Source organism: Nocardia salmonicida NBRC 13393 (assembly GCF_001613085.1).
Classification (GTDB): domain Bacteria; phylum Actinomycetota; class Actinomycetes; order Mycobacteriales; family Mycobacteriaceae; genus Nocardia; species Nocardia salmonicida.
Genome location: NZ_BDBR01000016.1, coordinates 142,748 through 155,591, shown reverse-complemented (window position 1 = coordinate 155,591; position 12,844 = coordinate 142,748). Strand labels below are relative to the sequence as shown.

The following is a 12,844-nucleotide window of genomic DNA, read 5'->3' as shown; positions in this document are numbered from 1 at the left end:
GCTATACCGTGGCGGTGTCGATCACGAACCGGTACTGGACATCGCTGGCGACCACGCGGTCGTAGGCGGAGTCGATCTCGTCGGCGGAGATCAGTTCGATCTCCGCGCCGATCCCGTGCGAGGCGCAGAAGTTCAGCATCTCCTGGGTCTGGGCCACGCCACCGATCATCGAACCGGCCAGTGACCGGCGGAAACCGGCGAGGTTGCGCCCGGTGACGCTCATCGGGTTCTCCGGCAGGCCGAGAATCACCAGGGTGCCGTCGAGGGCGAGCAGGCGCAGGTAGCTGTCTATGGGCAGGTCTGCCGAGACGGTGTTGATGATCAGGTCGAACTGGCCGCGCAGCTGACGGAAGGTTTCCTTGTCGCTGGTGGCGTAGTAGTGGTGGGCCCCCATGCGCAGGCCGTCGTCGCGCTTGCGCAGCGACTGGCTCAGCACCGTCACCTCCGCGCCCAGCGCCGCCGCGATCTTCACCCCGACGTGCCCGAGCCCGCCCATCCCGATGATCGCGACCTTCTTGCCCGGTCCCGCGTTCCAGTGCTTCAGCGGTGAGAACAGCGTGATGCCCGCGCACAGCAGCGGCGCGGCGACGTCCAGGCCGATGCCTTCGGGGATCGCGACGACGAAGCTCTCGTCCACCACGATCTGGGTGGAGTAGCCGCCCATCGTGTACCCGCCCGGCTGCGCGGTTTCGGGGACGCGCGAGTTGTAGGTCCACGTAGGACCGTTGGAGCAGTACTGCTCCTCGCCCGCCAGACACGGCACACACTTCCCGCACGAGTTCACCAGGCAGCCGACGCCGACCCGGTCACCGACCTGGTACTTGCGCACCGACGAGCCGACCGCGGCGACGATGCCCGCGATCTCGTGACCTGGCACGCACGGGTACTGCGCGCCGCCCCATTCGTCGCGCGCGGTGTGGATATCGGAATGGCAGATACCGGCGTACTTGATATCGATCAGCACATCATCGGGACCGACCTCACGACGTTCGATCGTGACCTTTTCGAAGGCCCCGTCAGGAGAGGGCTTGGCGTAGGCGGCAGCGGTGCTCATGGCTACATGCCTACAGCCGCATGCGTGCTTTGCCAAGTAGGCCGCGCTCCGACCGCGTCCGTATCGAGACCGGCGTGCGCCGAAAACCGGTCACAATGGATTGGTCGGCTCGCGAGAGAGGACATGTGCTGTGAAGCGTGTCGGACGACTGCTGGTGACGATGCTGGTCGCGCTGCTCGGTGTGTGCGCCTTTCTCGGGTATCGCGGGGAGTTCGCCCTGGTCGAGCCGGAGTTCGTGGCGCAGGCGCAGGCGCCCGTGCTGGTGCCGCTCGACCCCGCGCTGGTCGCGGGGCAGCTGGAATCGGTGCTGGTCAATATCGACGTCGACGCGGCCGGTTTCGGCATCGGGGCGGCCGGATCGGGGATCGTGCTCACCTCCGACGGACAGATTCTGACCAGTCATCATGTGATCAAGGGCGCCGAGGCGCTGAGCGTCACCGATATCGCCAACGGACTCGTCTACGAGGCGACCGTGCTCGGCTACGACTCCGGCGCCGACATCGCGCTGCTGTCGTTGGCCGGGGCTACCGGTTTACCGACCGCCCGGCTGGGCACCTCCGCCGACCTGCGGATCAGCCAGGATGTGCTGGCCATCGGTGACGCGGGTGGCGACGGCGGCGAGCCGACCTCGGTCGCCGGTCCGATCACCGATCTGGACGCGACGATCGTCGCCATGAACTCCGCCGACCTGACCCGCAAGGCGCTGAAGGGGATGGTCGAGGTCGCCGCGCCGGTGATGGGCGGGCAGTCCGGCGGCGCGCTGGCCGACGCGTCAGGGGCGGTGGTCGGGGTGATCACGGCGGCCTCCGGCGAGAACGCCAGGGCCGAGGGCAGACCGGCCAACGGCTACGCCGTCCCGATCGACACCGCCATGCGCATCGTGGCCCAGATCCGTTCGGGAACCCCGACCGACACCGTCCACATCGGCCCCACCGCAACCCTCGGCGTACAGGTCATCGATGCCAGACCCGCCGGCGCCCAGGTGAGCTGGGCCTTCTACGGCCAGCCCGCCCGCGAGGCCGGTATCACCATCGGCGACGTGATCACCGCGGTCGACGGCGTCTCGATCACCACCGCCAAGGCCCTCAGCGCCGCCATCAACCTCCGCAAGCCCGCCGACCCGATCCGCCTCGACGTCACCTCGCCCAACGGCACCACCCGCACCGTCGAAGCAGTACTCGCCCACGGAACCCCCAACTGACCCCCACACCGACCACGCTGGACAAGCGGGACTCCGGCCGTGTCACTCGAGGGTTTGGAGGAGTTCGACGAGGGTCAGGCGGAGCTTTTCCATGTGGGTTCGGCGGTAGAGGGCGGTGTCGTATTCGAGTTGGAGGGTGAGGCGGCCTGCGATGGTGAAAGTGGTGAGTTTCGGGGGCATGGCCGGGCCCATGGCGTAGACGTCGTCGCGGACGAAGGCGATGTCGTCGGGGATCGAATGGGGTTGCAGACGGCCGATATTGGAGATGGCGAGGGTGGGGGGTGCCGATAGGAGGGCGGCGGTGAGTTCGTCGTTCACGAGTTGGGCGGCGAGGGGGAAGTGGGCGGGTTCGCGGCGGTCCAGGCCGGCGCGCAGGCCGGTCTCGATCGCGTGAGCCAGTTCGAGTTGGGTGGTTTCGCGGGACGCGTGGACCAACACGCCCGCGCCCGAGGCGAAGTTCACGACCGTCTCGGCGGGTACCGGCGGGTCGAATTCCGCGCGAACGTCGGCCGCGTACCCACAGAACATCGGCAAGAGGCCTGATTCGGGAATGCGGGTTCGGAAGGCGGTCAGCGCCGTACCGGCGAGCACGCTGGTCACCGAAAGGCCATGGGCGCGTGCCACTGTCACGAGTTCGGCGGTCTCCTCGGCGCTGAGTTCGATGCGCTGCATCGCGAATCGGCCGAGTGGATCGGTGTCGGAACCGTCGCGGGGCAGTGTTCGCGGCGCATCCTCGGGACCCATCGACGCCGCGCCTGCCCTGACTTCATCCAGCCACGCTTCGGCCACTTCGACCGAAACCACTTCGGCCAGCCGGGTATCCATGGCCTCGGGCAGCGCCTGATCCGAATTCGCCTCCGGCACAGCGATACCTGCCGCGTGCGCCGCGTAGTGCCGCCACATCTGCCCGAGCAACGCGAATCCCGATCTGCCATCGGAGATTCCGTGATGGACGACCAACACGATCTGCTGACGTAGACCCGCCCGCAGCAGGTACGCGCGAAACAGCCCGTCACTCCAGTCCCTCGGCCCGTTGACCAGCGCCAGATACTCGGCTTCACCACCCTCGACGATGTCGAGCCGAGGCCGGAACCCGTCGTCGCGGACGAAATGACCCACGCCGTCGTCGGTCACCACCCGGCTGCGCAGCAGCGGATGCGCCGCGGCGAGTTCGTCGAGCACTGTCCGCAGGGTCGCGGGGTCGAGCACGCCGTGCACTGTGGTGCCGAGAAACAGTGGCATCCCGCCGGTCGGCACGCTGCCGATGGTCGTGCCGGTGCCGAAGAAGCTGGATTCGAACGGGGAGATACGTCGTCGAGAGGGCATAGTCGAAACATACATCCGTTTCATACACTTGTCACTGACGTTTGTTTGAAACGGATGTCACGAACAGACGTATGCGCCGCTTGCTATCGTGCGCGGGTGGGAACGCGCGAAGATCTTCTGGAAGCCGCCAAGCAGTGCCTGGCCGAACGCGGCTATGCCCGCACCACCGTGCGCGATATCGTCGCCGCCTCCGGCACCAACCTGGCGGCCATCAACTACCACTTCGGCACCCGCGACAAGCTGCTCCAACAGGCGATGCTGGAATCGAGCGCGAGCGCGGTGACGCAGATCCTCGACGCGCTGCCCGCGAGCGATCCGGCCGATCCCACCGCCCGCCTCGAAGCGTTCTGGCACAGCCTGATCACCTCGTTCGTCGAGAACGCGCCGCTGTGGCACGCCAACGCCGAATGCCTCAACCAGGCACTGCACTCGCCCGAACTGCGCACCGAACTCGCCCACGCGCAGGGGCGGGCCCGGAGCGGTCTGACCGAAGCCTTCGGCAACGGCGACAGCAATGTCGGCGCGATCCTGCAGACGATGATCGGCGGCCTGCTCCTGCAGTGGCTGATCGACCCGGACAACGCCCCCACCGCGGCCGAGCTCACCGCGGGCGCCCGCGCCATGACCCGCGCCTGACCAGCGCGACCACCGAACCGGCGCCCTGCGATCTCACCCGCTCCGGGCGATGTGCGCCGCCCGAGTCTCGGCGGATGCTGGTGTCGCGCGGTCCGATCATGATCGCGCGACGTGGACGCCAGGACGAGGAGCGCACATGCCGGATCAGAACCTGCCCGAATTGACCGCACAGGCCTACCTGTATGGATTCCCCCTGGTCTTCAACCTCGATTCGATCGAGCGATTGCTCCACGAGGGCATCGGCGATATCCCCGCGACGCCGTTCAACGGCTTCTCCCATGCCCGCACCCTCGCAGGCACCTCAGCGACCTTCGTCTCGGTCAACAACGACACCGTGTACTCGATCGCCCTGATCGCCCTCTCAGTCGGTCCATTGACCTTCCATGTGCCGGACGCCGGCGATCGGTACTACGTCATGCAGTTCATCGACGCCTGGACCGACAACTTCGCCTACGTCGGCACGCGGGCCACTGGAAACCGCGCGGGCGACTACCTCCTGGTCCCGCCGGGATGGACCGGTACCGCCCCCGACGACACTACGGTCATCCATTTCCCCACCGTTGTCGGCGTGATCGCCGGTCGCTGGGCCTGCGCAGGCGAGGCCGACCTCCCCGCCGTGCACGCCCTGCAAGACGCGCTGACCTTGACGACCGCCGACGGAGCCGCACAGCCGACGGGACTTCCGTCGCCGGATCCGACGGTCGCCCCGGACTTGATGTTCCTGGAGAAAGTCCGCGTCTGGTCGCAGGCATTTCCGCCCGCGAAACGCGATCTCGCGCTCCAGGAATCGTTCGCGCCGATCGGCCTGACGACAGCGGGCGCCTCGCCCTACCTGTCCCTCGACCCGGATCGAGCATCCGCGCTGCGCGCCGGATTGGGTGAGGGCCAGGAAGAACTGGGCAACGCGACGAAGAGCGGGGCAGGCGCCGGGCAGAACGGCTGGCAGTTGACGCTGCACCTGTTCGACTACAACATCGACTTCTTCGAGGTCGGCACGCTCGACGACGAGAACTTCAAGATCACCGACCCGAACCAGCGCATCATCGCTCGCGCCGTAGCCGCCAAGGCCGGACTCTGGGGCAACCACGCCTACGAGGCCGCCTACGCGATGATCTACACCGACAGCACCGGCCAGCAGTTGACCGGCGCGAACACCTACACCCTTCGCCTCCACCCCACCCCGCCGGTCGACGCCTTCTGGTCGATCACCATGTACTCGACCCCGGACTTCTACCTGTGCGCCAACCCGATCGACCGCTACTCGATCGGCGACCGCACCCCCGGCCTCGTCTACGACGACAACGGCGCGCTCACGCTCACCATCAGCCACGCCGAGCCCGTCGACCCCAAAGCCCGCGCCAACTGGCTCCCCGCCCCCGAAGGCGACTTCCGCCCCTGCCTGCGCATGTACGAGCCCCAGCAGTCAGTCCTGGACCAGTCCTACGTCCTCCCCCCGATCACGAGAACCTGATCCGAATCACGCTGCACCCGTGCGAGTACCGCTCCCAGACAAAAGGGGCGCACCGGATTCCGGTGCGCCCCTTGTCTTGTTCGCTTACTCCTCGGTCGCGGCAGCCGCCTGCGCGGCCAGCGCTCGTCGGCGGACCCGGCGAGCCGCGGCCACCATGTTCCGCAACGACGGCTCCAGCTGCCAGTAATGGCGGGTCTTGAGGCCGCCGTCGGGGTTGGCCCACAACCGTTGCGGGGTCACGGCATTCGCGGCCTGGGTGAGCAGCTCGTCGAACTCGTCGATATCGGGGATGCGGGCCGAGCGGCTCTCGTACACACCGGGGCCGACGCCGTGGGTGAGGCCGTGGCCGGAGGAGAGGTCCTCGGTGAGCGCCTCGATGACCCATTCGATCGAGCGGGTCGCCACGATCGCGGTGACGTCGGCATCGAGCTGATCGATCGCGTCGACCACCTCGGTGCGGCCGGAATAGCCGATGTGGGTGTGGATCTGGGTGTCGGACCGCACACCGGAGGTAGCCAGCTTGAACGCGCCGACCGCCCAGCGCAGGTACTCCTCGCGGCCGTGCGGGCGGGCGGGGAGCAGCTCGCGGATGGCGGGTTCGTCGACCTGGATGATCGCGATCCCGGCCTTCTCCAGGTCCACCACTTCGTCCCGGATGGCAAGTGCCACCTGGTCGGCCGTCTCGTAGAGCGGCTGATCCTGGCGGACGAACGAGCGCGCCAGCATCGTGACCGGCCCGGTGACCATGCCCTTGACCGGCTTGTCGGTCAGCGACTGCGCGTAGGTGGTCCACTCCACCGACATCGGCGCGGGCCGCGCCACATCGCCGTAGACGATCGGCGGGCGCACACACCGCGAGCCGTACACCTGCACCCAGCCGAAACGGGTGGTCGCGAAGCCGTCGAGCTGCTCGGCGAAGAACTGGATCATGTCGTTGCGCTCGTGCTCGCCGTGTACGAACACGTCGAGGCCGATGTCTTCCTGGAGCCGGATCGTCGCCTCGATCTCGGCCTCGACCAGCTTGCGGTAATCGTCGTCGGACAGCCGTCCCGAGGACACCTCGTGGCGGGCCTGGCGCAGTTTGCCGCTCTGCGGGAACGAGCCGAGCGTGGTGGCGGGCACCAGCGGCAGGTTCAACCGCTCCTGCTGCGCGACCGCGCGCTCGTCGTAGGGCGCGCGTTCGCGCATCTGGGGCGTCACGGCGTACACCCGCTGGCGCACCGCGTGCTTCTGCTTGAAGTGCACCTCGGTGGGCCGCTTGCGCCAGTTCTCCGACGGGCCCTCGGTGAGCGCCTTGGCGAGCGAGACGACCTCGCCCACCTTCTGTTTCGCGAAGGCGAGCCGGTCGGCGACGTTGCCCTCGATGTCGTACTCGGCGAGCACGTCGTAGGGCACGTGCAGCAGCGTGGTGCCGGTCGACACCACCAGATCCGGGCACACCTCGGCGATCGAGTTCAGGTAGTTCAGCGTGACCACCCGGTCGGCGCGCCACACGTTCTGGCCGCTGATGACACCGGCGTAGATCCGCTTGCGCTTGATGCCGGGGATCGCCGCCAGCTCCTCCGGCTGCATCCGGTAGGTGGCCAGGTCGAGGCCGATCGCCTCGACGTTGCTCGCGGCCAGGATCCGCAGCGCCTCACCGAAGTCGCCGTATTGCCCGGTGACCAGGATGCGCGGACGCAGCGGCGCCTTCGCCAGCTGGTTGTAGGCCTTCTCGAACGCGGCCAGCTCGGCGGGCGTGCGCTCACCGGTGAAGCAGGGCTCGTCGAGCTGCACGCAGGTCGACCCGCGCTTGGCGAGGATCTCGAACAGCTCTTCGTAGAACGGCAGCAGCTGATCGAGCAGGCTCAATGTGTCGAACTCGGTCTCGCCCGGCACATGCCCGGCCTTCGACAACAGCAGCAACGACACCGGGCCGAGCACCACCGGACGCAGCTCGATCCCGCGGGTGGCCGCCCGGTCCCACTCGTCGAGCAGGGCCTCGGGATGCAGTGAGAACGTGGTGTCGGCGTCGAGTTCGGGCTGACGGTAGTGGTAGTTGGTGCCGAAGAATCGCACCAGCTCGAGCGGCGGGGTGTCCGGGTTGCCGCGCGCCATCAGGAAGTAGAAGTCCAGCGGGTCGAGACCCTCCTGGAATTCCTTGAACCGCGAGGGCACCGCACCGAACAGCAGCGCGTTGTCGAGGATGTGGTCGTAGAAGGAGAAGGTGTTGCCCGGCACCTGCGAGAGCCCGGTCGCGGCCAGCTCGTTGAACTGACGCTCCTGGATATCGCGTCCTACCGTGAGCAGTTCCTCGCGTTCGAGCGATCCGCGCCAATACGACTCGAGCGCGCGCTTGAGCTCTCGGTGCGGACCGATCCTCGGGTATCCGAGAACGCTCGACCCGAATCCATCGGTGACGTTGACCATGACCGCCGATACTCCCTTTCGATCACACGCTGCGCTCGAGACATAGCACCGGGCACGCGAGCGCGTCCGGCTACAGCAGCTTAAGCCGCAAGAACGCCTCCGCGCCGCTCCCCCCGCAAACCCCGAGCACCTGAGCGCCATTTGTAAGTCTCTCTAGGGGCCCGCCCTGATCTGGACTGACCGAAGGGTGCGACGAAGGAGTACCCGTAGGGAGGGAAGATCAGGGGCCCGAAGGGCCCCGCTCGAGCGCGCCAGCGCTCCGATAAACACAGCCACCAAACGACCCCGAGCGGGTAAACCTGATGCGTCCCTACCGAACAGCCCGAATCCGGGCTGTTCGGACGAGTCCCCTATTTGCCGTACTGGTAGAACCCGGCTCCGGTCTTCTTACCGAGCAGCCCGGCTTCGACCATGCGCATCAGCAGCGGCGGCGCCGAGTAGAGCGGCTCCTTGAACTCGGAGTACATCGAGTCCGCGATGGACTTCACGGTGTCGAGGCCGACGAGGTCGGTCAGCGCCAGCGGGCCCATCGGGTGGGCACAGCCGAGCACCATCGCCTTGTCGACGTCGTCCTTGGTGGCGAAGCCCGACTCGACCATCCGGATGGCCGAGAGCAGGTACGGCACCAGCAGCGCGTTGACGACGAAACCGGAGCGGTCGGCCGAGCGCACGATCTGCTTGCCCAGGATCTCGGCGGCGAACTGCTCGGCGCGCTTGGCGACCGGCTCGCTGGTCTTGAGCGTGGTGACCAGCTCGACCAGCGGCAGCACCGGCACCGGGTTGAAGAAGTGCAGGCCGACCACGCGCTCGGGGTTGGCGGTGGCGACGGCGATCTTCATGATCGGGATCGAGGAGGTGTTGGAGGCGAGCACGGCGTTCGGGTCGGTGACGACCTTGTCCAGCTCGGCGAAGATGGCCGTCTTGACCTCTTCGTTCTCGACAACGGCCTCGACCACCAGCTGACGGTCGGCGAAGTCGCTGAGATCGGAGGTGAAGCGCAGCCGCCATGCGGCCTGCTCCCGCTCACGCTCGGTGATCTTGCCGCTGCTCACGCCACGGTCCAGCGAACGCAGGATCCGTGCGCGGCCCGCGGCGGCGAGTTCACGCGTGGTCTCGTAGACGAGGACGTCGACGTGCGCGCGTGCGCACACCTCCGCGATGCCCGCGCCCATCTGTCCGGCGCCGATGATGCCAACGCGCTGAATCTTCTCGCTGCTGCTCACGTCCCGCTCCTGCTGTGTGTCTGGCTGTGGGGTGGCTGGGGAGGTCATAGCGACCAAAGTATAGGGATGCCCTCCCTCACCGAGGGCTGATCGGCGAGGGAGGGCGTACACCCCTACCGGAGTAGAGGAAAGACGTTGCCGGTCAAAGCAACTCCGAGGGAGATCAGTGGAACTGACCCTCTTCGGTGGAGCCCTTCAGGGCGGCGGTCGACGTGTTGGGGTCGACGGTGGTGGCGATGGTGTCGAAGTAGCCGGCACCGACCTCACGCTGGTGCTTGATGGCGGTGAAGCCACGCTCGGCAGCAGCCTTGAACTCGCGCTCCTGCAGGTCGACGAACGCGGTCATGCCCTCGCGAGCGTAGCCGTACGCCAGGTCGAACATGCCGTAGTTGAGCGAGTGGAAGCCCGCCAGGGTGATGAACTGGAACTTGAAGCCCATCGCGCCGAGCTCACGCTGGAACTTCGCGATGGTCGCGTCGTCCAGGTGCTGCTTCCAGTTGAACGAAGGCGAGCAGTTGTAGGCCAGCAGCTGGTCCGGGAACTCGCTGCGAACCGACTCGGCGAACTTGCGCGCGACCTCGAGATCCGGGATACCGGTCTCCATCCAGATGAGGTCGGCGTAGGGGGCGTAGGCCTTGGCACGCGCGATGCAGGGCTCGATGCCGTTCTTCACACCGAAGAAGCCCTCGGCGGTACGGGTGCCGTCCAGGAACTCACGGTCGCGCTCGTCCACATCGGAGGTGATGAGGGTGGCGGCCTCGGCGTCGGTGCGGGCGATGATCACCGAAGGCACGTCGGCGACGTCAGCGGCCAGACGCGCGGAGGTCAGGGTGCGGATGTGCTGCTGGGTGGGGATCAGCACCTTGCCACCGAGATGGCCGCACTTCTTCTCCGAAGCCAGCTGGTCTTCCCAGTGCACACCGGCGGCGCCGGCCACGATCATGGCCTTCTGCAGCTCGTAGGCGTTCAGGGCGCCACCGAAGCCGGCCTCGGCGTCGGCCACGATCGGGGCCAGCCAGTTCTTGACCGACTCGTCGCCCTCGACCTTGGAGATCTCGTCGGCGCGCGACAGGGCGTTGTTGATGCGACGCACGACCGCGGGAACCGAGTTCGCCGGGTACAGCGACTGGTCCGGGTAGGTGTGGCCGGACAGGTTGGCGTCACCGGCGACCTGCCAACCGGACAGGTAGATGGCCTTCAGGCCGGCGCGAACCTGCTGCACGGCCTGGTTGCCGGTGAGGGCGCCCAGCGAGTTGATGTAGTCCTCGTTGTTCACGAGGTCCCACAGGATCTCCGAACCGCGACGGGCGAGGGTGTGCTCCTCGACGACGTTGCCCTGCAGCTTGGAAACCTGCTCGGCGGAGTAGGTGCGGGTCAGGCCCTTCCAACGCGGGTTGGTGTCCCAATCCTGCTGGATTTCCGCTGCGGTCTTCGGGGTGCCGGGGAGAGACATCTCTTGACTCCACTTCCTCGTGTGGTCGGTGCTCCACGCAGTCGGCGTGCGAATCAACCGGCGGCTGAAGGCTTTCGGTTGCACATCTCGTACTGCTGGAGCAATTTGCAGGCTTGCTAGGACTTACTAGCGCCCAAGGGGTGTACTTCCAAACAATGGCACACCCGGAAATAGCCGTCTACCTGTTGGTTGTGTGAATCTCAGCTAGTTTTGACGACGCGTTTGCTAACTTTGCGAAATTAGCGGGTTGATTGCAAGCATCGGACCTACCGACGGGTAGTGCTGACCAGGAGTTTTAGCATAACGCTTGTACTGTTAGCGATCATCGGGTGGGCGCCCTCCGACACTCCCGAGCCTTCCAGCGTGTGAGTCGTTTCACACACCACGCCGGACACGAATGATGTGCGTGTCGTCACTCGATTGGGTCACGACGCGAGGATTCCCCCATCGCCCCCAGAAGTGGGTGCACCGCACAGCGTGCGAGACACTCATCCACCGAGACAGGTTGCTCGGAAGACGAAAGAGTGGGTCCATGAGGATTTCGAGGATCGCGGCGACATCGCTGACCGTATTGGCGGCGGCATTGAGCCTGGTACCGGTGGCGAGCGCGCAACCGACCGAGGCGGCGGGCACCGTCGTCGGCGTCGAGTCGCTGTCCGCCGCGGCGACCCTGCCCGGTTCCGCCCGAGCCGAGCGACTGCTCTACCGATCGACCACCGCGGGCGACCAGCCGACCACCACCAGCGCGGCCGTGTACTTCCCCGCGGGCGAGGCCCCGCAGGGCGGCTGGCCGGTGATCGCGTGGGCACACGGCACCGTCGGACTCGGCGACGACTGCGCCTACAGCGTGGGCGGGCCCGCCGCGGTCGAGCGCGACTGGGCCTACCTCGGCACCTGGTTGAACCAGGGCTACGCGATCGTCTCCGCCGACTACGCGGGCCTCGGCGGCCCCGGCGAACATCCCTACCTCAACGGCATCGCCGAAGCGCACAATGTGGTCGACGCGGTGAAGGCCGCGACCGAGCAGTACTCGTCCCTGTCGAACAGGTGGGCCGTGGTCGGCCAGTCCCAGGGCGCGGGCGCCGCGGTGTTCACCGCCCGCTACGCCACCGAATTCGGCGGTCCGGACCTGGACTACCGCGGTGCGGTGGGCACCGGCGTCCCCGCCTACATCGAGGACGTCATCCAACTACTCGGCCCCGGCGTGCCGCCCGTCGCCCTGAGCTCGCACCTCACCGCCTACGTCCTGTACATCCTCAGCGGCCTGCGCACCACCTACCCCGACCTGAACATCGACGGCCTGCTCACCGACACCGGACGCACCTGGCTCGCCCGCGCCCAAACCGCCTGCATCGGCCCCCTCGGCGACGAACTCGCCGCCGCGAAGCCCTCGATCGGCAGCATGTTCGCCCGCCCCATGTCCTCGATCCCCGACGTCCACGACCTGCTCGCCCACTACATGGGCCTGCCCGAATCCGGCTACGACCGCCCGCTCTTCCTCGGCCAGGGCCTCCAGGACACCGACGTTGTCACCCCCGAAACCCTGCGCTACGCCGCGGTCCTGCAAGCCAACCACCAGCCGCTCACCTTCCGCACCTACCCCACCGACCACGACGGCACCGTCAACGCCTCCCTGGTCGACTCGGTGCCCTTCGTCAGCGCGTTGTTCGCCTGACCCGAGTACGAGTACGGCCCCGCGCTACTCCAAGTAGCGTGGGGCCGTTATGTTTTCGTACGTACAGTCGCAGGCGTGAGAATTATTCGATCCGCCGCCCTTGCCGCGTTCGTGCTGCTGCTCGCACCGGCCTTCGCGCACGCCGACCCGCCGCCGATCTTCACCCAGGAAGAGCAGTGCGAGACCACGCGCACCCTGGTCGACAACGTCCGCGCCGCGAAACCCGATGCGACGCCGGAAGAGATCGCGAACGCGTTCGTCGAGTACATGGATTCCCTTGGCGCCTACAACCGCGTCCCGCAGGCCAAGGAATCCGATCGCCAGATCACGCTGAGCAACATCGAACGCTGCGGTTTGGCGTAGGCGCCGACGTCGACCCCCGCGCGCAGCGGGGTC

General features: G+C 67.1%; 10 protein-coding genes. 5 read left to right on the top strand and 5 right to left on the bottom strand.

From position 1 onward, the window contains the following. Position 1: 1 nt before the first annotated feature. Entirely contained in the window at positions 2-1,054 is a 1,053-nt protein-coding gene (locus tag NS1_RS18635) for an NAD(P)-dependent alcohol dehydrogenase (RefSeq protein ID WP_062986327.1), read from the bottom strand. Positions 1,055-1,184: 130 nt separating this feature from the next. Here NS1_RS18635 and NS1_RS18630 point away from each other — a divergent pair, with 130 nt between their 5' ends. Further along, entirely contained in the window at positions 1,185-2,255 is a 1,071-nt protein-coding gene (locus NS1_RS18630; RefSeq protein WP_255284590.1) for a S1C family serine protease, read from the top strand. Between the two features lie 42 nt (positions 2,256-2,297). Here the strand turns inward: NS1_RS18630 and NS1_RS18625 are convergent, their stop codons facing one another. Beyond that, a complete protein-coding gene (locus NS1_RS18625) occupies positions 2,298-3,581 on the bottom strand; it encodes a phthiocerol/phthiodiolone dimycocerosyl transferase family protein (RefSeq protein WP_062986325.1) in 1,284 nt (427 codons plus the stop codon). Positions 3,582-3,677: 96 nt separating this feature from the next. On the opposite strand from NS1_RS18625, the gene NS1_RS18620 reads away from it, so the two are divergent. Together NS1_RS18620 and NS1_RS18615 are read left to right on the top strand one after the other, a co-directional pair. Next, a complete protein-coding gene (locus NS1_RS18620; protein ID WP_062986323.1) occupies positions 3,678-4,217 on the top strand; it encodes a TetR/AcrR family transcriptional regulator in 540 nt (179 codons plus the stop codon). 136 nt (positions 4,218-4,353) lie between these two features. Then, positions 4,354-5,688: a DUF1254 domain-containing protein gene (locus NS1_RS18615; protein ID WP_062986320.1), complete on the top strand. Its 1,335-nt coding sequence runs from the start codon at positions 4,354-4,356 to the stop codon at positions 5,686-5,688. An 84-nt stretch (positions 5,689-5,772) separates the two neighbouring features. On the opposite strand, the gene metE is transcribed toward NS1_RS18615, so the two are convergent. The 3 genes from metE to aceA all read right to left on the bottom strand — a co-directional run bounded on the left by metE (position 5,773) and on the right by aceA (position 10,773). Continuing rightward, on the bottom strand, positions 5,773-8,097 hold the full coding sequence (metE, locus tag NS1_RS18610; RefSeq protein ID WP_062986319.1) for a 5-methyltetrahydropteroyltriglutamate--homocysteine S-methyltransferase: 2,325 nt from the start codon (positions 8,095-8,097) through the stop codon (positions 5,773-5,775). A 350-nt stretch (positions 8,098-8,447) separates the two neighbouring features. Beyond that, positions 8,448-9,320, bottom strand: a complete 873-nt coding sequence (locus NS1_RS18605; protein WP_255284589.1) for a 3-hydroxybutyryl-CoA dehydrogenase — start codon at positions 9,318-9,320, stop codon at positions 8,448-8,450. Between the two features lie 163 nt (positions 9,321-9,483). Beyond that, the gene (gene aceA / locus NS1_RS18600) at positions 9,484-10,773 is read right to left on the bottom strand and encodes an isocitrate lyase (RefSeq protein WP_062986317.1); all 1,290 of its coding nucleotides are present in this window, start codon (positions 10,771-10,773) and stop codon (positions 9,484-9,486) included. 532 nt (positions 10,774-11,305) lie between these two features. Between aceA and NS1_RS18595 the strand changes: the two genes are divergently transcribed. Both NS1_RS18595 and NS1_RS18590 read left to right on the top strand, forming a co-directional pair. Further along, positions 11,306-12,448, top strand: a complete 1,143-nt coding sequence (locus NS1_RS18595; protein WP_062986315.1) for a lipase family protein — start codon at positions 11,306-11,308, stop codon at positions 12,446-12,448. A gap of 75 nt (positions 12,449-12,523) precedes the next feature. Further along, positions 12,524-12,811 (top strand): hypothetical protein, encoded by a 288-nt coding sequence (locus NS1_RS18590; protein WP_131816571.1) that lies wholly within the window; start codon positions 12,524-12,526, stop codon positions 12,809-12,811. Positions 12,812-12,844: the final 33 nt, after the last annotated feature.